Source organism: Caballeronia glebae (assembly GCF_001545035.1).
In the GTDB taxonomy this organism is placed as follows: Bacteria; Pseudomonadota; Gammaproteobacteria; order Burkholderiales; family Burkholderiaceae; genus Caballeronia; species Caballeronia glebae.
On the sequence record NZ_FCOJ02000030.1, the window covers coordinates 68707 to 88859 of the forward strand.

General features: G+C 66.0%; 20 protein-coding genes and 2 riboswitches. Of the genes, 9 read left to right on the forward strand and 11 right to left on the reverse strand.

Annotation, left to right across the window (positions count from 1 at the left end):
* Positions 1–42: 42 nt before the first annotated feature.
* Positions 43–1278: a glycosyltransferase family 87 protein gene (locus tag AWB82_RS20625; RefSeq protein WP_086970493.1), complete on the forward strand. Its 1236-nt coding sequence runs from the start codon at positions 43–45 to the stop codon at positions 1276–1278.
* Positions 1279–1286: 8 nt separating this feature from the next.
* On the opposite strand, the gene AWB82_RS20630 is transcribed toward AWB82_RS20625, so the two are convergent.
* Genes AWB82_RS20630 through cbiE form a run of 5 tightly spaced genes read right to left on the reverse strand, consistent with a single transcriptional unit; the run spans position 1287 to position 5476 of the window.
* Entirely contained in the window at positions 1287–1691 is a 405-nt protein-coding gene (locus AWB82_RS20630) for a DUF4186 domain-containing protein (RefSeq protein WP_086970495.1), read from the reverse strand.
* 7 nt (positions 1692–1698) lie between these two features.
* Positions 1699–2424: a precorrin-4 C(11)-methyltransferase gene (gene cobM / locus AWB82_RS20635; protein WP_086970497.1), complete on the reverse strand. Its 726-nt coding sequence runs from the start codon at positions 2422–2424 to the stop codon at positions 1699–1701.
* Positions 2421–3167, reverse strand: a complete 747-nt coding sequence (locus AWB82_RS20640; protein WP_086970499.1) for a cobalt-precorrin-6A reductase — start codon at positions 3165–3167, stop codon at positions 2421–2423. The genes cobM and AWB82_RS20640 overlap by 4 nt, the downstream gene beginning before the upstream one ends.
* Positions 3164–4258 (reverse strand): cobalt-precorrin-5B (C(1))-methyltransferase, encoded by a 1095-nt coding sequence (locus tag AWB82_RS20645; protein WP_086970501.1) that lies wholly within the window; start codon positions 4256–4258, stop codon positions 3164–3166. The genes AWB82_RS20640 and AWB82_RS20645 overlap by 4 nt, the downstream gene beginning before the upstream one ends.
* 6 nt (positions 4259–4264) lie before the next feature.
* Positions 4265–5476 carry a precorrin-6y C5,15-methyltransferase (decarboxylating) subunit CbiE gene (gene cbiE, locus AWB82_RS20650; RefSeq protein ID WP_086970503.1) on the reverse strand — a complete coding sequence of 404 codons (1212 nt, stop codon included), beginning with the start codon at positions 5474–5476 and terminating at the stop codon, positions 4265–4267.
* Positions 5477–5552: 76 nt separating this feature from the next.
* Positions 5553–5741, forward strand: a riboswitch (cobalamin riboswitch).
* A gap of 37 nt (positions 5742–5778) precedes the next feature.
* Here cbiE and cobG point away from each other — a divergent pair.
* From cobG to cobJ, 4 genes are read left to right on the forward strand one after another with little or no spacing between them, the layout of a single operon-like run.
* On the forward strand, positions 5779–7074 hold the full coding sequence (cobG, locus tag AWB82_RS20655; RefSeq protein WP_200818157.1) for a precorrin-3B synthase: 1296 nt from the start codon (positions 5779–5781) through the stop codon (positions 7072–7074).
* The gene (locus AWB82_RS20660; RefSeq protein WP_086970541.1) at positions 7067–7693 is read left to right on the forward strand and encodes a precorrin-8X methylmutase; all 627 of its coding nucleotides are present in this window, start codon (positions 7067–7069) and stop codon (positions 7691–7693) included. The genes cobG and AWB82_RS20660 overlap by 8 nt, the downstream gene beginning before the upstream one ends.
* The gene (locus AWB82_RS20665) at positions 7690–8418 is read left to right on the forward strand and encodes a precorrin-2 C(20)-methyltransferase (protein ID WP_086970505.1); all 729 of its coding nucleotides are present in this window, start codon (positions 7690–7692) and stop codon (positions 8416–8418) included. Before AWB82_RS20660 ends, AWB82_RS20665 begins: the two co-directional genes overlap by 4 nt.
* The gene (cobJ, locus tag AWB82_RS20670) at positions 8406–10058 is read left to right on the forward strand and encodes a precorrin-3B C(17)-methyltransferase (RefSeq protein WP_086970507.1); all 1653 of its coding nucleotides are present in this window, start codon (positions 8406–8408) and stop codon (positions 10056–10058) included. The genes AWB82_RS20665 and cobJ overlap by 13 nt, the downstream gene beginning before the upstream one ends.
* Positions 10059–10079: 21 nt before the next feature.
* On the opposite strand, the gene AWB82_RS20675 is transcribed toward cobJ, so the two are convergent.
* From AWB82_RS20675 to cobW, 4 genes are all read right to left on the reverse strand, one after another.
* Positions 10080–10637, reverse strand: a complete 558-nt coding sequence (locus AWB82_RS20675; RefSeq protein ID WP_086970509.1) for a vWA domain-containing protein — start codon at positions 10635–10637, stop codon at positions 10080–10082.
* Positions 10638–10756: 119 nt separating this feature from the next.
* Positions 10757–11764: an ATP-binding protein gene (locus tag AWB82_RS20680; protein WP_086970511.1), complete on the reverse strand. Its 1008-nt coding sequence runs from the start codon at positions 11762–11764 to the stop codon at positions 10757–10759.
* On the reverse strand, positions 11761–15537 hold the full coding sequence (gene cobN / locus AWB82_RS20685) for a cobaltochelatase subunit CobN (protein WP_086970513.1): 3777 nt from the start codon (positions 15535–15537) through the stop codon (positions 11761–11763). The genes AWB82_RS20680 and cobN overlap by 4 nt, the downstream gene beginning before the upstream one ends.
* 5 nt (positions 15538–15542) lie before the next feature.
* Positions 15543–16640 (reverse strand): cobalamin biosynthesis protein CobW, encoded by a 1098-nt coding sequence (gene cobW / locus AWB82_RS20690; RefSeq protein WP_086970515.1) that lies wholly within the window; start codon positions 16638–16640, stop codon positions 15543–15545.
* A gap of 122 nt (positions 16641–16762) precedes the next feature.
* Positions 16763–17019, reverse strand: a riboswitch (cobalamin riboswitch).
* A gap of 139 nt (positions 17020–17158) precedes the next feature.
* On the opposite strand from cobW, the gene AWB82_RS20695 reads away from it, so the two are divergent.
* Positions 17159–17545 carry a cobalamin biosynthesis protein gene (locus AWB82_RS20695; RefSeq protein ID WP_235023372.1) on the forward strand — a complete coding sequence of 129 codons (387 nt, stop codon included), beginning with the start codon at positions 17159–17161 and terminating at the stop codon, positions 17543–17545.
* Here AWB82_RS20695 and AWB82_RS20700 read toward each other — a convergent pair.
* On the reverse strand, positions 17466–17681 hold the full coding sequence (locus AWB82_RS20700) for a hypothetical protein (protein WP_086970519.1): 216 nt from the start codon (positions 17679–17681) through the stop codon (positions 17466–17468). The genes AWB82_RS20695 and AWB82_RS20700 overlap by 80 nt on opposite strands.
* Before the next feature lie 124 nt (positions 17682–17805).
* On the opposite strand from AWB82_RS20700, the gene cobO reads away from it, so the two are divergent.
* From cobO to AWB82_RS20715, 3 genes are read left to right on the forward strand one after another with little or no spacing between them, the layout of a single operon-like run.
* A complete protein-coding gene (gene cobO, locus AWB82_RS20705; protein WP_086970521.1) occupies positions 17806–18408 on the forward strand; it encodes a cob(I)yrinic acid a,c-diamide adenosyltransferase in 603 nt (200 codons plus the stop codon).
* A gap of 5 nt (positions 18409–18413) precedes the next feature.
* Positions 18414–19712, forward strand: a complete 1299-nt coding sequence (locus AWB82_RS20710; RefSeq protein ID WP_086970524.1) for a cobyrinate a,c-diamide synthase — start codon at positions 18414–18416, stop codon at positions 19710–19712.
* On the forward strand, positions 19709–19954 hold the full coding sequence (locus AWB82_RS20715; RefSeq protein WP_086970527.1) for a DUF1289 domain-containing protein: 246 nt from the start codon (positions 19709–19711) through the stop codon (positions 19952–19954). Before AWB82_RS20710 ends, AWB82_RS20715 begins: the two co-directional genes overlap by 4 nt.
* A gap of 35 nt (positions 19955–19989) precedes the next feature.
* Here the strand turns inward: AWB82_RS20715 and AWB82_RS20720 are convergent, their stop codons facing one another.
* A complete protein-coding gene (locus AWB82_RS20720) occupies positions 19990–20145 on the reverse strand; it encodes a CbtA family protein (protein ID WP_407643021.1) in 156 nt (51 codons plus the stop codon).
* Between the last annotated feature and the right edge of the window lie 8 nt (positions 20146–20153).

Here is a 20153-nt window from a genome sequence, read left to right on the forward strand (position 1 = left end):
GTCGTCGCTAAAGTTCCGCCGCCATCCGCCGATATCGGACGGATGAGCACTCAACCCGTTTCCGCCGAACACGCTCCCATCCGACGCTGGCTCAACGGCTCGCGCGTGAGCGCGTATTGCGCGACCGTCCTCGTCGTTGTGCAGTGTTTCGGGTTCGTTCTCAGCGCGCGGCATTCCGTGGCGGAGAACGGCCATCCGGGCGGCTGGGACTTCCTGACCTTCTGGGCGGCGGCGCGTCTCGCGCTCGACGGAAAGCCGCTCGACGCGTATTCGCTGCACGCGATCGAGCATGTCGCGCAGCAACTCGGGCCTCACATCATCCTGCCGGGGCCGTGGTTCTACCCGCCCAACTTTCTGCTGCTGATGCGTCCGTTCGGCTGGCTTTCAGCGCCGCTCGCGTATGCGCTATTCGCCTCGATCTCATCGGTGGTTTTCGTGCTGCTGGCCCGCCGCGCCCTGCCGGTCCGCGACATGATCATGTGGATCGTCGCGTTTCCGGGCCTCTGGCTGAACGCGGCGCAGGGACAGAACGCCGCTCTCACCGCGAGCCTCGCGCTCGCCGCCTTCCTCTCGATGCGCAACCGGCCGGTGCTCGCGGGCGTCTTCATCGGCCTGCTGTCGATCAAGCCGCATCTGGCGATCCTGTTTCCCGTCGCGCTGGCGTGCGCGGGCATGTGGACGACTTTCATCGCCGCCGCGCTGACCACGATTCTGTTCACGGCAATTTCGATCGCTGTCTTCGGCCTCGACATCGCGCCGGTCTTTCTGCACGGACTGCACGAAGCCAACGGCCTCACCGCGGGCGGCCGCCTTCCCTGGTTCCAGATGGCGAGCCTCTTCGCGAGCCTGCGCATGGCGCACGTCGCGACCGGTCCCGCCTATGTCGCGCAGGCGTGTCAGGCGGTCGTCGCGATCTGCGCGGTCGCGTGGGTGTGGCGCAACGCGAAAGGGCTGGAAGTGCGCGCGACGGCGCTGGTTGCCGCGACGTTCATGATCAGCCCCTACATCTATAACTACGACTGCGTATGGCTCGGCGTGCCGCTCGCGCTCATCGCCGCGCGCGCGCTGCGTGACGGATGGCTGCGCGGCGAACCCGCGATCCTGCTCCTCGCGTGGATCTATCCGCAACTGGGAAACTACATGGCCAAGTACCACGGCGTGGGTCTCGGACCGCTGGTTTTCGCGTCGCTGATCTTCGTAGCGGTACGGCGGGCGCGTCTCGAAACGGCCAGCGCCGGTGTGACAGGAACCGCTCCGGCCATCGATCGGGCGCGCTGAAGGCGACGTCAAAAAGGCAATTCGCGCTGCGGATCGTCGAGCGCGTCCGGATTCGCCGCCGGCAGCGGTTGCGCGCGCAGCCAGCGCTCGATTGCATCGACGACATGTTGGCGCTCGGCGTCGTCGAGCACCTTGCCCGCCGCGATGCCGTGCCATTTCGCGAGACACGAGCGGCAGCACGTCGCCGTCGCGTGCTGCGCGATGAACACTGGATGCCCGCGAAACGGCGTCTGCTTGCCGTCGTTCAAAGGCGCTTGCGGCGCGAGCCTTTTGCCGATCAACTCACGCGCCTGCGCGACGACCGTCTCGACGCCCTCCTCCCGCAGATATTTCCCCTCGCGCACGCCGAGCGCGAAGCGCCGCCGGAATGCGGATTTCGCGAGCGCGTCGAACACGGCGTCGAGTTCGCGCATGGCGTGATCAGTCCTTCGCGTAGAGCGACGAATCCGCGAAACCCTCGGCGGCCAGCACGCGCCCGACGAGGATCAGCGCCGTGCGCTCGATGCCCGCCGCGCGCACTTTCGGCGCGATGTCCGCGAGCGTGCCCTCGACGCGCGTCTCGTCCGGCCAGCTCGCGCGGAACACGACCGCCACGGGGCAATCCGCGCCGTAGTGCGGCACGAGTTCGGCGACGATGCGCTCGATATGCCGCACGCCGAGATGGATCGCGAGCGTCGCGCGATGGCGCGCGAGATCGGCGAGGCTTTCGCCTTCGGGCATCGACGTTTTCGTGGCGTAACGCGTGAGGATCACGGTCTGGGAGATGCCGGGCAGCGTCAGTTCGCGTTTGAGCGCCGCCGCCGATGCCGCCGTCGCCGTGACGCCCGGCACCACTTCGCAGGGAATCGCGAGCGCGTCGAGCCTGCGCATCTGCTCGCCAATCGCGCCGTAGAGCGACGGATCGCCCGAATGCACGCGCGCCACGTCGTGCCCGTTCGCATGCGCTTCGCGCAGGAGCGCGACGATAGCGTCGAGATCAAGCTCGGCCGTGTCGATGCAGTCAAGCGCGCGATGTCCGTCGAGCACTTGCTTCGGCACGAGCGAGCCGGCGTAGAGAATCACAGGGCACGTGCGGATCAGCCGCTGCCCCTTCACGGTGATGAGTTCGGGATCGCCCGGTCCGGCGCCGATGAAATAGACAGTCATGTTTTCGATGTGTGGATTTGGTCGAGCCAGTGCAAAAGCGCATCGCGCGCGCTCGCGGCGTCGTCGAAAGTCTGGTCGGCGTCGGGCAGCGCGGGCCGCGCGAGCATCACGACCGGCAAGCCGCGCTCGCGTGCGACGGCGAGCTTCGCCTCGGTCGCGCGCCCGCCGCTGTTCTTGCTGACGACGACATCGATACGCGCCGCCTCGAACAACGCGCGCTCGCCGCCGGTATCGAACGGACCGCGCGCATCGATAATGCTCGCGCGCGCGTTGCCCGGATGCGCTTCGAGACAGCGGATCGTCCAGTGCTGCCATGCGGGAATTTCATGCAGATGCGCAAGCGCCTCGCGCCCGAGCGTGAAAAGCGGCCGCGCGAACGGCGCGATGCATTCGACGATTTCGCGCCAGTCCGACGCGGCGCGCCAGTCGTCGCCCGCTTGCGGCCGCCACGCCGGACGGCGCACCGCCCAGAGCGGCACGCCCGCGAGCGCGCATGCGTCGAACGCGTGACGGCTCATTTGCGCGGCATACGGATGCGTCGCATCGACGACGAGCGCGATGTGCTCGTCGCGCAGATAACGCACGAGCCCGTCGATGCCGCCGAAACCGCCGACGCGCACCCCGCAGGCCAGATCGCCCGGCACGCGCCCGAGGCCCGCGAGACTGTAGACATGCGCGGCGGGCAGCGCGCGCGCGATGGCGAGCGCATCGCCGGTGCCGCCGAGCAGAAGCACGCGCGTCATGCCGCGCTCCCGACGATGATCCCCTGCCGGTCGATCGCGAACGTTTCGACTTCGATTCCCGGCGGCAGCGCGTCGAGCGCGACCTCGCGCGCGCGGCGGCACACGATGTCGCCGAGCGCGACGCCTTCGGCGCGGGCGAGCTTGAGCGCTTCCTGACTCGTGTTGGACGCGCGGATCGACGCGAGCAGCGCGTCGCTTGCGCCCGCGTCGGCGGCCCAGACGGCGAGCAGCGGCAAGTCGATGCTCGAATTGCGGCTATGCAAATCCATGTGCCCCGCCGCGAGCTTGGACAGCTTGCCGAAGCCGCCGCACAGACTCAGCTTGTCGACGCGCGCGCGGCGCAAGTGCTTCAGCACCGCGCCCACGAAGTCGCCCATTTCGATCAGCGCGATGTCGGGCAGGCCGTAACGCGCGCGCATCGCGTCCTCGCTCTGGTTGCCGGTGCACGCCGCGATATGCCGATACCCGTTCGCCCGCGCGACATCGATGCCCTGATGAATCGACGCGATGTACGCCGAGCACGAAAACGGTCTGACGATGCCGGTCGTGCCAAGTATCGACAATCCGCCGACGATTCCGAGGCGCGGATTCATCGTTTTGAGCGCGAGCGCTGCGCCGTTTTCCACGCCGATCGTCACATCGAAGCCGCCGCGATAGCCCGCGTTTTCAGCGAGCGCATCGAGATGTCCGGCCATCATCTTGCGCGGAATTGGATTGATCGCCGGTTCGCCGACGGCGAGCGCGAGCCCCGCGCGCGTCACCGTGCCGACGCCCGCGCCCGCGTGAAAACGCACGCCCGGTTCATCCGACAAACGCACGCGCGCGAACACGAGCGCGCCGTGCGTGACATCGGGATCGTCGCCCGCATCCTTGATAACGCCGGCTTCGGCAGCGTTTTCATCGGGCACGCGGCGGCAGTACGCGAGCGCCATCGTCACGCGCCGGCCCTTCGGCAAAACGATCTCCGCGCGCTCGCTCGCCTCGCCGAGCAGAAGCAGGCGCGCGGCCGCGAGACTCGTCGCAGTCGCGCAGCTTCCGGTCGTGTAGCCGCTGCGAAGCGGCGCGGCCTGTTCTTGCGTTTCTTCACGCATGACGCATCACGGTTTGCTCGCGTGCAACAGCGTGATCGGCAACGCCTGGCGCCACGTATCGAAGCTGCCGAGCGGCTCCGCCTGCGCCACGCCGATGCGCGTCAGTTCGCCGCCGTGCCGCGCGCGCCATTCGACGAGCGCCGCTTCGCTTTGCAGCGTCACCGCGTTGGCGACGAGCCGGCCGCCCTGACGCAGCCGCGCCCAGCACGCATCGAGCACGCCCGGCACGGTCAATCCGCCGCCGATGAACACGGCATCGGGCGCGGGGAGGCCGTCCAGCGCGGCGGGCGCCTCGCCCTTGACGAGTTGCAGCGCGGGCACGCCGAGCGCGTCGCGGTTGTATTCGATGAGACGCTGCCGGCTTTCATTGGCTTCGATCGCGATCGCGCGACACGCGCCATGCGCGCGCATCCATTCGATGCCGATCGAACCGCAGCCCGCGCCGACGTCCCACAGCAACTCGCCCGGCTGCGGCGCGAGGCGCGCGAGCGTCACGGCGCGCACGTCGCGCTTCGTCAACTGACCGTCGTGGCGATAGGCGTCGTCGGCGAGACCGGGCGTGAGCGGCGGCCCCGCGTGACCGGCGTGCGTACGGCAATCGATGGCGATGAGATTGAGCGCGGCGACGACGGGCTCGCGCCAGTCGTCGGCGCGCTCGTCGATGCGGCGCTCGTCGTTTCCGCCGAGATGCTCGAACACGGTCATGCGGCTCGCGCCGAAACCATGCGCGGTCAGGAGCGCGGCGACGGCGGCGGGCGTCGAGCCGTCGGCGCTCAGCACCAGCAGACGCACGCCGCGATGCAGGCTCGCGAGCAGCGACGCGGCCGGCCGGCCCAGAAGCGATACGCACACCGCGTCCTGCAGCGCCCAGCGCAGGCGCGCCGCTGCGAGCGACAACGACGACGGCGCGGGAATGACGCGCATTTCACCGTCGGCGACTTCACGCGCGAGCGTCGCGCCGACGCCGAAGCACATCGGATCGCCGCTCGCGAGCACGCAGATGCGAGTCTTGCCGTCGCCGCGTCCGGCGAGCACGGCATCGAGTGAAAACGGCTTGGGCCACGGCACGCGGCGCGCGGCGATACGATCCGGCAGCAGCGCGAGATGACGTTCGCCGCCGTGAATCGACTGGGCGTCGAGAAGCACGCGGCGCGCGGCGCGGGAAAGGCCGTGCCAGCCGTCTTCGCCGATCCCCACCACGGTCAGCCAGTTCGACATGCGCGACCTCCACGTTGCGATTCCGAACGCGCTCCCGGATGCTTGCCGGAAGCGCTCGGAGGGGCGATAAAAGCGGGCATAATACAGGTCCGTCGGCGCCCGGGGTCGTGAGACCGAGGGCTTAAAAGGGAACACAGCAAAACTGTGGCTGCCCCCGCAATTGTACGCAGCGAGTCCGCGCTCCACTGCCACTGGTTTTTACCGGGAAGGCCGGCGCGAATGTCGACCTGCCAGCCAAGAGACCTGCCGACTCACCGCATTCGCGCGACGCCAACCGGGCGGGGTGTACCGGTTCGCTCATCATGCGCGAAGCCCAACGGGTCACGCTCTTGAATTCTTTCGACCGCTCATCGCTCACGACCGCTTCGCGCGCTTGCGCGTGCCCGGGCCTGATGCGCATCGTCCCCGCGCGCGACGGCGGCCTCGCGCGTCTGCGGCTCGCGGGCGGCGTGCTGAGCGCGAACGCGGCGCGGGCGGTGGCGCGCGCGGCGCGCGTTTGCGGCTCGGGCGTGATCGAAGTGACCAATCGCTCGAATCTGCAACTGCGCGGCATTCGCGACGACGCCCACGCCGCGCTCATCGAGATCGCGCTCGAAGCCGGTCTCGGTCCGTCGACGGCAGGCGGCGACGACATCCGCAACGTGATGCTGAGCCCGCTCGCGAGCGACGACACGCGCGCGCTCGCCGCGCAGATCGTCGATGCGATGCAGGCCGACGTCTCGCTGCACGCGCTGTCGCCCAAATTCGCGCTGCAACTCGACGCCGGCGAGCGCCTCGCGATGCTCGATCATCCGCACGATCTGTGGCTCTGTGCAATCGACGACGGCGCGCGTTTCGCGTTCGGCTTCGCGGGAACGATGCGCGAGCGTGCGCTCGGCGCGATTTCCCGCAGCGATACGGTGACGTTCGTCGTGGACGTGCTGCGCCATTTCCTCGCGCAGGCCGCGTCCGAAGAACATCGTATGCGCGATCTGCTTGCGCGTATCGGCACCGCGCGCTTTCTCGACGCCCTTCACTTCGATACCGACATCGCGACATGGCAACGCGCACCCGCCGATGCATCGCTGCGGCTCGGCGCGCACGAAGAGCCGTATCGCGCGACGTGGTACGCGGGCGCTCAAACGCCGCTCGGACGTCTCGATGCAACGACGCTCGAAGCACTCGCCGATCTCGCCGATTCACACGCTGAAAGCCGCCTGACGATGACGCCGTGGCAAAGCGTGCTGATACCGGGCATCGCGCCGCATGCAGCGCATGAAGCGCTGCAGCGCCTGCGCACGCTCGGCCTTGCAACCGACGCGCGCGATCCGCTCGCGCGCCTCGTCGCGTGCGCGGGTTCCGAAGGCTGCGCGAAGGGCCGCGCCGACACCAAAGCCGATGCGCATCGTCTCGCCGCGCTGCTGCCTTCGGATGACGAGCGACAGGTGCATCTGAGCGGCTGCGAGCGTTCGTGCGCGGCGGCGCATCCGGTCCCGGTGACGCTCTATGCCGTCGCGCCGGGCCGCTACGACCTACATCGCGACGCACGACGCGTCGCGTGCAACCTGACCATCGAAGAGGCGGCCGCACGGCTCGCCCGGAGCCATGCCGATGCTTGACTACATCCGCGACGGCGCGCAGATCTATCGCCAGTCCTTTGCGACGATCCGCGCCGAAGCCGACCTCGCCGCCATTCCCGCCGATCTGGAAAAGCTCGCGGTGCGCGTGATCCACGCGTGCGGCATGGTCGATATCGTGAGCGATCTGCGCTTTTCTCCCGGCGCGGGCATCGCCGGAAGAGAAGCGCTCGCGGCAGGCGCGCCGATCTTGTGCGATGCGCGCATGGTCGCCGAAGGCATCACGCGCGCGCGGCTGCCCGCCGATAACCGCGTGATCTGCACGTTGAGCGATCCCTCGATTCCCGAGCGCGCCCGCGCCATGGCCAACACGCGCTCGGCCGCCGCGCTCGAACTATGGCGGCCGCGACTCGAAGGCGCGATCGTCGCGATAGGCAATGCGCCGACCGCGCTCTTTCATCTGCTCGACATGCTCGATGCCGGCGCGCCGAAGCCCGCGCTCATCCTCGGCTTTCCGGTCGGTTTCATCGGCGCGGCGGAATCGAAGGCGATGCTCGCCGCCGATAGCCGAGGCGTGCCCTTCGTCGCCCTGCTCGGCCGGCGCGGGGGCAGCGCGATGGCGGCGGCCGCCGTGAACGCACTTGCTTCGGAGACCGAATGATGCGCGGACGTCTGTATGGATTGGGCGTCGGTCCGGGCGATCCGGAACTGATCACCGTGAAGGCGCTGCGCTTGCTGAAGGCCGCGCCGGTGGTCGCGTATTTCGTCGCGAAGGGCAAGAAGGGCAATGCGTTCGGCATCATCGAGTCGCATCTCGACGATACGCAGACGCGCCTGCCGCTCGTCTATCCGGTGACGACCGAGGCGCTCGAACCGCCGCTTTGTTACGAGACAATCATCAGCGCGTTCTACGATGAAGCCGCGCTCACGATCTCGGGCCATCTCGAAGCCGGCCGCGACGTCGCCGTGATCTGCGAGGGCGATCCGTTTTTCTACGGTTCGTACATGTATTTGCACGACCGTCTCGCCACGCAATTCGATGCGCATGTCGTGCCGGGCGTGTGCTCGATGCTCGGCGGCGTGGCCGTGCTGGGCGTACCGCTCGTGTATCGCAACCAGAGTCTGTCGGTGCTGTCGGGCGTGTTGCCGGAAGACGATCTGAAGCGCCGTCTCGAAGCGGCCGATGCAGCCGTCATCATGAAGCTCGGCCGCAACTTCGAGAAGGTGCGGCGCGTGCTCGGCGAACTCGGCCTCGACGACCGCGCGTTGTATGTCGAACGCGCGACGATGGCCAATCAGCGCATCGTGCCGCTCGATGAAGTCGATCCAATGGCTTCGCCGTATTTTTCGCTGCTCGTCGTGCCGGGGAAAAAATGGCGCGCGTGAGTGCTTCGCGGCCGATGGCGATCGTCGTGCTCGGTGCAGCCGCGCTCGATACCGCGCGTCGTATTCAGGCGAGCTTTCCGGAATCGCGCGTGCATGGACTCGCTGGCCGCGTGGACGCCGACATCGCCTATGAAGATTTCGGCGCGCACGTGCGCGGTCTGTATGCATCGGGCGTGCCGATCGTCGCGCTGTGCTCCGCGGGCATCGCGATTCGCGCGCTCGCGTCATGTCTTGCCGACAAGGGCAGCGAGCCTCCGGTGCTCGCCGTCGCGCAGGATGGCAGCGCGGTCGTGCCGCTGCTCGGCGGCATGAGCGGCGTGAACGTGCTCGCGCGCGAGATCGGCGCGGCATTACGCGTCGCGCCCGCGATCACGACGAGCGGCGAATTGCGCTTCGGCCAATGTCTGCTTGCGCCGCCCGAAGGTTATGCGCTCGCCGACATCGAGCAAGGCAAGCGCTTCGTGTCCGACCTGCTGGCGGGACAGACGACGCGTATCGAAGGCCACGCGCCCTGGCTCGACGATGCCGCCCTGCCGCGCGCGGGCGATGCGCGTCTTGCCGTGCGCATCACGCCGTTCGTCACGCGCGATGCAGACAGCCTCGTGATTCATCCGCGTTGCGTGCTCGCGTGGATCGAAGATATCTCGCGCGAAGATGATATCGCCGAGCGCGTGCGTATCGCGTTACGCGAACGGCATCTCGCGCCCCTCGCGCTTGCGGCATTGACAGCGCCCGCGCGTCACATGGCTTCGCAATCGCTCGAAGATGCGGCGCGCGCGCTGAATGTGCCGCTGCGCTTTTGCAATGCCGCGCCGTTCGATCGCACCGACGCGAAAGATGTCGCGCTGCACGTCGGCGATGCGCCTATCGAAGCGCAATCGATCGGCCGTGCGCGCGGCACGCTGACCGTGATCGGCCTCGGCCCCGGCAGCGCGGAACTGATGACGCCCGCTGCAAAAACTGCGCTGAACGACGCGCAAGACGTGCTCGGTTACGAAACCTATGTGCGCATGGCCGGGCCGTTTCGCGCCGATCAACGCGTACACATGACCGACAATCGCGAGGAGTTGCAGCGCGCGCGTCACGCGTTCGAACTGGCGAGCGAAGGACGCCGCGTGATCGTGGTGTCGTCCGGCGATCCGGGCGTGTTCGCGATGGCCGCAGCCGTGCTCGAAGCACTCGACGCGGGACGCGCTACGCATCCCGAATGGAGCGCGGTGAAGCTTGCCATCGTGCCGGGCGTGTCGGCATCGCTCGCGACCGCCGCGCGCGCGGGCGCGCCGCTGGGCCATGACTTCTGCGTGCTGTCCTTGTCGGATAACCTGAAACCGTGGAGCGTGATCGAGAAGCGCATCGCGCATGCGAGCGAAGCGGATCTCGTGATGGCCTTCTATAACCCGTTGTCGAAGGCGCGCCCGTGGCAGTTCGATCGCGCGATCGACATCGTGAAGCGGTATCGCGATTCGAACACGCCTGTCGTGCTCGGAAGAGATATCGGGCGTCCGGCCGAGGCATTGCGCGTCGTGATGCTTGGCGAGTTGAAAAGCGAACTCGTCGATATGCGAACGATGGTGATCGTCGGATCGTCGACGACGCGTGTCGTCGGAGATTGGGTTTATACGCCGCGATGGTACGAATAGAGCGCGCGTTCGTTGAGCGTGTCAGCTTGTCAGCGAATTGGCAGTGACGTACCGCGCATCCCAGTCGTTCGCGAGCATCTCGCCGCGTCCGGCTCGAATCGCACCTTCCTCGAAATCGACGACGACGATCTCGTTCGCCGCGCGCGGGGCCCGCGGCCGCTCGTTCGTTCGTCCATCGGTGAGCACCCACAAGCAGCGCCGCTGTGACGGCCTGCGCCGCGCCGCTCTTTCGAGCAGCGTGCCCGCACTCGCCAACCCGAGCGCGAGCGGCGTGCCGCCTCCGCCACCGATCGGCGCTACCCAACTCTCGTTGAACCAATGCGCCGCGCCCGGCTGACGACGCACTTGCGCGCGCGCGCCGCCGAAGCACACGAGCGCGATTTCCGCCCGTTCGCGATAAGCCCGGTCGAACAACGCGACGAGCATGCCCTTCGCGCGCGCAAGCCGCTCGCCCGCGAGCATCGAACCGGAACAATCGAGCACGAAGCAATACAGCACCGCGCCGTCGCCTTGCGTGCGCCGGTATCGCAGATGTTGCGCAGCGAGGCGCGCGGAACGCTTCGCGCGCAAGGTCGCCATCCAGTCGATCGACGCGGCGGGATCGCCCTCGCGCGTCGCATAGCGACCTTTCGCCAGCGCTTCGTTCCATCGAAGGCGATGCCTCGTGTCGAAGGCATCCGCGTCGCGCCTTCGATGGTTCAGGCTTTTTTTGCGGCGAGCGGCCTCACTTGCTTGACCTTCGCGGTTCCCGTCGGCTCGGGCGGCATGTAGCCCCAGTCCGCTTGCGCCGCGCCCGCTTCGCGCGATGTGGACTCGCGCCCCGACGGTTCACGCGCAGGCGCTTCGGCCTCGCGCCGACGATGCTTCAGCACCGCATCCGCGACGCGCTCGACATGCGTCACCGTCACGCACGATGAATCTTCCAATGCAGCCAGCGCCCGAGCCGCGCGCAGCATCACGATGTCCGCGCGCAAGCCGTCAACCTGCGCCTCGATGCAAAGCTCGCTCACGCGCGCATGAACCGCGTCGTCGAAATCGAATGACGACAACGCCGCGCGCGCTGCGTGAATGCGCGCTTCGAGCGATGCCTGTTCGCTTCGATGGCGCGCACGAAACGCGTCGGGATCGGCATCGAATGCAAGGCGCGACTTGACGATGCGCTGCCGCACACTCGCATCGAAGCAGTTGCTCATCTCCACGGCCAGACCGAAACGGTCGAGCAATTGCGGACGCAAGTCGCCCTCTTCCGGATTCATCGTACCGATCAGCACGAACCGCGCGTCATGCCGATGCGAAATGCCATCGCGCTCGACGATGTTCACGCCGCTCGCCGCGACATCGAGCAACTGATCGACGAGCGGATTCGGCAGAAGGTTCACTTCATCAACATACAGCACGCCCAGATGCGCCTTCGCAATCAGGCCCGGCGAAAACTTCACGCCGCCGTCGCGCAACGCGCTTTGAATGTCGAGCGTGCCGATCAGTTGTTCCTCGCTCGCGCCGAGCGGCAAAGTCACGAGTGTCCCTTCGGGCAACAACTCCGCGAGCGCGCGCGTGGCGGTGGACTTCGCCGTGCCGCGCGGCCCGCTCACGAGCACGCCGCCGATAGAAGGATCGACAGCCGCGAGCAAAAGCGCTTGCTGCAAGGGCTCTTGTGCAACAAGCGCCGCGAATGGAAACACCGGAGATGAGATGGATTCGGTCAAGACTGTCGGCCTTCGATGCGTTGTTCGACATCGAGCAGATGCCGTTCGACCTGCTCGCGATAGCCAGCGGGTTGTTGCCACAGACCGCGCTGCATCGCTTCGAGCAAACGCTCGCAGATCGATTGCAGCGCGTGCGGATTGTGCTGCGCGATGAACTCGCGCGTGTCGGCGTCGTTCACATAGGCGTCGGTGACGAGCGCATATTGATGATCCGACACGACGCGCGCGGTGGCGTCATAGCCGAACAGATAGTCCACCGTTGCGGCAAGTTCGGACGCGCCCTTGTAGCCGTGCCGCTTCACGCCATCGATCCATTTCGGATTGACCACGCGTGACCGCACCACGCGCGCGATCTCTTCATTCAGCGTGCGCACGCGCGGCGCGGCGGGATTGCTGTGATCCGCGTTATACGTCTGCGGCTGCACGCCCGACAGATAACGCACGGCCGCCACCATGCCGCCCTGAAACTGGTGATAGTCGTTCGAGTCGAGCAGATCGTGTTCGCGATTGTCCTGATTCTGCAGCACGACATCGAGCGTCGATAGCCGCGTGCCGAAGCTCGCGCGCGCTTCGACGCCATCGCCCGATTGCGAATACGCGTAGCCGCCGGTGCTTTGGTAGGCGGCTGAAAGATCCGCGTCGGTCTGCCATTGCCGCGCGTCGATCAGCTCTTGCAGACCCGCGCCGTATGCGCCCGGCTTCGTGCTGAACACGCGCCATCCGGCACGACGCCGCGCTTCCCCGGCTTCGATGCCGCGTGCGATCAGTTCGTCGCGTTCACGCTGGATGCGTGCGCGAATCGGGTTGACGTCAACGGGCTCGTCGTCGAGTTCCGCCACGGCCTGAACCGCTGCATCGAAGAGATGGATGAGGTTTGCGAACGCGTCGCGAAAGAAACCGGACACGCGCAACGTCACGTCGATGCGCGGCCGGTTGAAGATGGCGATCGGCAGAATCTCGAAGTCGGTCACGCGATGGCTGCCCGCCGCCCACTTCGGCCGCACGCCGATCAACGCGAAGGCTTGCGCGATATCGTCGCCGCCGGTGCGCATCGTCGCCGTGCCCCATACCGACAGGCCGATTGCGCGGGGGAAATCGCCATTATCCTGCACATGGCGTTCGACCAGTGCATTCGCCGACTTCACGCCGAGCGACCATGCGGCTTGCGTCGGTAGCGCGCGCGTATCGACGGAATAGAAGTTGCGGCCCGTGGGCAGCACGTCGGGCCTGCCGCGCGACGGCGAACCGCTCGGACCCGGCGGCACGAAACGTCCTTCGAGACCGCGCTTCAATTGCGTGAGTTCTTGCGGGCCACACGCATCGAGACGTGCGAGCACGTCGCCACGCAGACGTTTGAGCACGAGCGATGCATGCGGTCCAGGCGGCGCGGCATCATCGCCGGACAATAGTTGCATTGCTAACCATTCGAGGCGCTCGCGCGTATCGCCCTGATGACGCCACGGCGCATCGCTGACTTCGGCGAGTGCTGGCGGACGAGGCCCGTTCCACGGCGCGGCCCAATCGGCATCGAGTGGATCGAAGGCATCGGGCAAGCGCAGATCGCGCGCGATCGCCGTGATGAGGCTCGCGTTCGCGCCCTGCCCGTCGCCGACCGGAAAGCGGCCGAGCGCGAGCAACGTGTCGCGTCGTTGCACGCCTTGCGGCGAGACGCCGAATATATGCAGACCGTCGCGAATCTGCGCTTCCTTCAGTTCGCAGAGATAGGCATCGGCGCGCGTGAGCAACGCGTCTTCGCCGACGATATCGCGTGGCGCATCGAGCCCGAGTTCCTCGTGCAGCCGGTGTTCGACGATGTTCGCGAGAATCGACTTGCGCAACAGCTTCGCGCGGCGCGCATCGACCATTAATGCTTCGTAGTACTCGTCGACCTCACGCTCTAGATCCTGCAACGGCCCATAGTTCTCGGCGCGCGTGAGCGGCGGCATCAGGTGATCGATAATCACGGCCTGCGCGCGGCGCTTCGCCTGACTCCCTTCGCCCGGATCGTTGACGATGAACGGATAGAGATGCGGCATCGGCCCCAGAATCGCATCGGGCCAGCACGACGAAGACAACGCGACGCTTTTGCCCGGCAGCCATTCGAGATTGCCGTGCTTGCCCACATGCACGAGCGCATGCGCCTGAAAGCGCGAACGCAGCCAGAAATAGAACGCGAGATAGGCATGCGGCGGAACGAGCTCGGCGTCGTGATAGCTCGCGTAATCGTTGCGCTCGCGCGAACGCGAAGGCTGTATGCCGATGAACACTTCGCCGCAACGAAAGCCCGCGATCATGAAACGCCCGCGCCTGATTGTCGGGTCGTCTTCCGGCGCGCCCCAGGTCTTTTCGAGTGCGGCGCGCGCATCGGCGGGTAGCGTGCGATACGCATCGAGATATGCATCGAGCGAAAGACTCTGCAGCGCGGGACGCAAATCGCGCACGACGGGATCGTTGGTCACGCCTTCGGTCAGGGCTGCGATGAGCGCATCGCCATTCGCTGGAATGTCGCCGACGCGATAGCCTTCGCGCGCCAGCATCGACAGAATGCCGAGCGCCGATGCGGGCGTATCGAGCCCCACGCCATTGCCGATGCGCCCCTCGCTCGCGGGATAGTTCGCGAGCACGAGCGCGATGCGCTTTTGCGCGTTCGGCGTATGACGTAGCGCGCACCAGCGGCGGCTCAGCTCGGCCACGAAGCGCACGCGCTCCGCATCGGCCTGATAGCGCACGACATCCACTTGCGTATGCTTGCAGTGATACGCGAGGCCCTTGAAGCTCACGGCGCGCGTGATGATGCGCCCATCGACTTCGGGTAGCGCGACATGCATTGCGACGTCGCGCGAATTGAGCCCGTGATTGTCCTTCTGCCAATCGTCGCGATTGCCGCCGCTCAGGATGACTTGCAGCACGGGCGCATCGCCCGCGACTTCGAATGCTTCGTCCTCGCCGATCACGCTCGCCGCAAAAGCCGTCGTGTTCAGCACGAGCGATGCGCGATACTGCGTGCACAAACGTTCAACCACCTCGCGACTCACGCTTTCCTTGAGCGACGAAATCGCAATCGGCAGCGGATTGATCCCTTCTTTTTCGAGCGCTTCGATGAGCGCATCGAACACGGCCGTATTGCCCGATTGCAGATGCGCGCGATAAAAAAGGATCGCGGCGACGGGCGCGCCTTCGTTCCAGCGCGCCTGCCAGTCTTCGATAGCCGCGATATCGCGTTCGGGATGATAGATGGCGACGGCCGGCAGCGGACTCGGCGGCCGCGGTTCGCACCCGAAACCGAACGCGCGATGCGCAATGGTGCGCAGAAATTCTTCCGCATTACGCGCGCCGCCTTCGCGCAGATAACGCGACAACTCGCGGCAAAACGCTGCGTCCGCCGTGCTCTTGGCGGTGAGATTCGGGTCTTCGCTCAGATCGCCCGAAAACATCGCGAGCATCTGCTTGCGCTCTTTCGCGAGCGCGACCAGCCGCTCGATGCCATAAGGCCAATACGATTCGCCACCGAGATGATCGACGATCACCACCTTCGCGTGACGCAATACGTCGTCGACATAGAAGTCGATCGACGCGGGCTGACGCAGGAACGACTGGTTCGCGAGCCGCACCTCGGGAAAGCCCGCTTCGAGACGCGGAAACACGCTCGCGAGCAACGCGAGCGTGGTGTCGGCGGAACTGAGCACGACGATCGGCGCGCTCGTCTGATCGATACGCATGACGCCTTGCGTGTCGTCGACGAAGCCTCCCGGCGTCGTGCGGAGCAGATGCATTGCCGCTATGCCTGCACGGGCGCGCGGGCGAGCGCGGCGTCGAACGCGCGTTGCAGCGCCTCGCGTTCGAGATCTTCGCCGATCAGCACGAAGCGGCTTTGCGTCTTCGCTTCATCGGCCTTTTCGTGTGCTTCCCAGCGGCGGTCGAAGTAACTGTCGAAGCGTCGTCCGACGCCTTGCACGACGAGCCGCATCGCCGCGCCCGGCAACGCGGCGAAACCCTTCACGCGATAAATCGTGTGCTGCCCGACGAGCGCATGCAATGCGGCCAGCGCCTGCTCGCGCGATTCGACGTAGCCATGCACGACGATCGAATCGAACTCGTCATGATGATGATCGGCATGACCTTCGTCATCGACCGAGCCATGATGATCGTGCCGCAAATGAATCGTTTCTTCCGACGCCGATTCGAGGCCGAGCAGCGTATGCACATCGAGCGCGCCCATCTGCGCGGGCACGATCTTCACTTCGGGCGGAACCTCGGCTCGCACGAGCGCTTCGACCTTTTGCAGCGCGGCGTCGTCCATGAGATCGATCTTGTTGACGATGACGAGATCCGCGGACGAAAGCTGATCCTCGAACAGTTCATGCAGCGGCGATTCGTGATCGAGATTCGGATCGGCCTTGCGTTGCGCATCGACCGCGACGGGATTCGACGCGAACTGACCGCTCGCGGCGGCGGGACCATCTACCACGGTCACGACTGCATCGACAGTGAATGCGCTTTTGATCGACGGCCAGTTGAATGCCTGCACGAGCGGCTTCGGCAAAGCGAGGCCCGATGTTTCGATCAGCACGTGATCGATGCTATCGCGCCGCTCGACGAGTTGCTCCATCACCGGATAAAACTCTTCCTGCACGGTGCAGCAGAGGCAGCCGTTCGCAAGCTCGTATAGATTGCGATCCTGCGAACCGGCTTCGTCGTCGCAACCGATGCCGCAACCCTTCAGGATCTCCCCGTCGATGCCCAACTCGCCGAATTCGTTGACGATCACCGCGATGCGCAAGCCGCGCGCGTGAGACAGGATATGCCGCATCAGTGTGGTCTTGCCGCTGCCGAGAAAGCCGGTCACGACCGTGACGGGAATCTTGCGGGTTTGCATCGTAGCTCCGTGGCTTCAGTTGCGTGCGCTTCATGTCGCGCGGTGCGTGGCCACGCGGCTGGATGAAAGGGGAAACGCACGCTTCGATGGATCATGGGCCGCGTCGCATCCCCGCGACAGCGAGCCCCGCTGAAAGTCTGGCCGGTATCCGGGCTGACGACGACGCCGCTTCGCCTTCCCGCGCAATTCTCACGCGCAGTGGCCTCGAAGCCGGCTTTCCGAACGCGCGATGAAAACATCACGCGCGGAATCGCTTACCGTTGCGGGGGCAGCGCAGGTTGGCGCACGTTCGACGAATCGAAAGGAACGCGCCCTGCTTCCCGTTTAACTGCGCGCGAGAGAAATCCGCGCGCGAGCACCAAAACTGCGTGAAAGTCTAGGCCCGGCGCGCGCGAGCGTCAAGAAAGGACAGCTCGCGCGAGGCATATTTTCGATGCGTCATGGTAATGTTGGCCCGCTCGAAATGCCTGCGAATCGCCATGGAAACCGTCATCGCTCACATGAATCCGCCCGCTGCCATGCGCCTCGCGATAGGCATAGGCTGCAAGCGAGGCACGAGCGCCGATGCGATCGAACGTGCCGTGCGCAGCGCGCTGGGCACGCGTGGATTCGGCGATATCGCCATCGTTGCGAGCATCGACGCAAAACGGCACGAAGTGGGACTGCTCGCATTCTGCGAACGTCATCGTCTGACGTTGCGCTTTTATAGCGCTGAAGAAATCGCGCACGCGCCACGCACGGCTGTATCGCATCATGCAATGAAGCATTTGAACGTCCACGGCGTATGCGAGCCCTGCGCGCTGCTCGCGGGCAACGCGCAAACGCTCATCGTGCCAAAGACGACCGATTGTGGCGTAAGCGTCGCGATCGCAATGGTGCATGCGTCACGCGCGAACGGAACATGAACAGCGGCTTGACCGTCGTCCGCGTGCGCGCCGTTTCGGCGAGCGGCTTCGCGACGACCGGTTTGAACTTGTCGCGGCACAGCCAGACGAGTATGGCGAGCGCCACGAGTTCCAGATAGAGATAGAACGCGTCCATTTCCGGCTCCTGAGTTCGGTGATTGCGTGATTGCATGATGCCCACCGACTCTTAGCGCAAAATTAACCGCGCGCGGCCTGTTGCCGCCTGTTGTACGATACGGCCGTCTTTCTCTGGAGATCCCGTGAAAACCGATACAGAATCGCATCTGCGCATGACCCAGCGCCGCAAGGAAGGCCACGAGAAAAAGCAGGCCGCGGCCGATCACGAGAAAGGCCTTCTGATCGTGAATACCGGCAACGGCAAGGGCAAGACCACGGCCGCGTTCGGCATGGCCGTGCGCGTGCTCGGGCACGGCATGAAGCTCGGCGTCGTGCAGTTCATCAAGGGCGCGCTGCATACGTCCGAGCGCGATTTCCTCGGCGCGATCGCGCAATGCGATTTCGTCACGATGGGCGACGGCTATACGTGGAACACGCAGAACCGCGAGGCCGACATGGCCACCGCGCGCAAGGGCTGGAACGAAGCGCGCCGCATGATCGAGAGCGGCGAATATCAGATGGTCGTGCTCGACGAGCTCAACGCCGTGCTCAAGTACGAATATCTGCCGCTCGATGAAGTGCTCGACGTGCTGAAGGCGCGGCCCGCGATGCTGCACGTCGTCGTGACGGGACGTCATGCGCCCGACGCGTTGATCGAGCTCGCCGATCTCGTCACGGAGATGCGGATCGTGAAGCATCCGTATCGCGAGCAGGGCGTGAAAGCGCAGCGCGGCGTCGAGTTCTGAGCGCGATGCCCGACTGCCCCGCTCTCTTCATCGGCGCGAGCGCGTCGCATCAAGGCAAGACCACGGTGACGGCCGCGCTCGCGCGCCATCACACGCGTCGTGGCCTGAAAGTGCGCGTGTTCAAGACCGGCCCGGATTTTCTGGACCCGATGATTCTCGAACGCGCATGCGGCGCGCCCGTCTATTCGCTGCATCTGTCGATGGTCGGGCTCGATGCGTGCCGCGCGTTGCTCGCGCAGGCCGCGCGCGAGGCCGATCTCATCCTCATCGAAGGCGTGATGGGTCTGTTCGACGGCACGCCCAGCAGCGCCGATCTCGCCGCCACGTTCAAGGTGCCCGTGCTCGCGGTGATCGGCGCGCACGGCATGGCGCAGACGTTCGGCGCCATCGCGTTCGGGCTCGCGCGTTATCGTGCCGATGTGCCCTTTCATGGCGTGCTCGCGAATCGCGTCGCATCGGCGCGTCACGCGCAGATGTTGTCGGAGACCATTCCTGACGGGCTGCGCTATTGCGGTCATCTTTCGAATACGGACGATATCGCTTTGCCTGAGCGCCATCTCGGCCTCACGCAGCCCGATGAAGTCGCGGGCCTCGATGCGCGGCTCGACCGCGCCGCCGACGCGATCGCGCAAACGGCGCTTGCCGAACTTCCGCCGCCCGTTCATTTCGATGCGGCGACGTTGCCCACGCCACCGCGCCTGCTCGACGGCATGCATATCGCCATTGCGCGCGACGCCGCGTTCTCGTTCGTGTATCCGGCGAACGTCGATCTGCTCATCGCGATGGGCGCGCGCATCGGCACGTTCTCGCCGCTCGCCGACGAGCCCGCGCCGCACGATGCCGATGCGCTCTATCTTCCCGGCGGCTATCCCGAGTTGCACGCCGCGATGCTCGCTTCGAACGAACGCACGCGCGCATCGATCGCCGCGCACGTCGCGCGAGCTAAGCCCGTGGTCGCGGAATGCGGCGGCATGCTGTACTTGCTGGACACGCTGACCGACATCGAAGGCACGCGGCACGCAATGCTCGGCATACTTCCCGGCGACGCCGCGATGCAACGCAAGCTGGCGCGCCTCGCGATGCAGCGCATCGACACGACGCACGGCGCGTTGATGGGCCACACGTTTCATTACTCGACGCTACAAACTCCGATGCAGGCCGTGCTCACCGCAGCCCACGCGAGCACTGGCACATCGGGCGAAGCGCTTTATCGACACGGCCCGGTGACGGCCACCTATATGCACGCTTACTGGCCGTCGAATCCGGCCGCAGCCGCGGCGCTCTTTCGCGGCGAATCACTATGACGATCACGCAAAACAGTCTCGCCGTCACGATCGAGCGCGCGAAAGCGCAGGAACCCATCGGCTCGCCATGCACCGACGTCTGCAAGCTCGATACGGAAACCGGTCTATGCCTCGGCTGTTTCAGAAGCCGCGAGGAGATCAAGACCTTCAGATCGATGAACGATGCCGCGAAGCTCGATCTATTCGATGAACTGCTTGCGCGGCGCGCGGCCAAAGAGCAAGCAAAAAGCCCGCGTTCCTGAGAAACGCGGGCCTCGCAAGCGACCAGGCAAACCGCTCAAGCCGCGGCCATTCTCCTCACCGCCGGCCGCTCCAGCTCACGCGCGGCGAGCGCGCCGAACACGAGACCGAGCGTCGTCCATAACAGCGCCTGAATGCCGATCGCGGCCAGGCGGAAATTCCATAGCAGCGAAGCGGAGAAATCGGCGGGCACTTCATCGA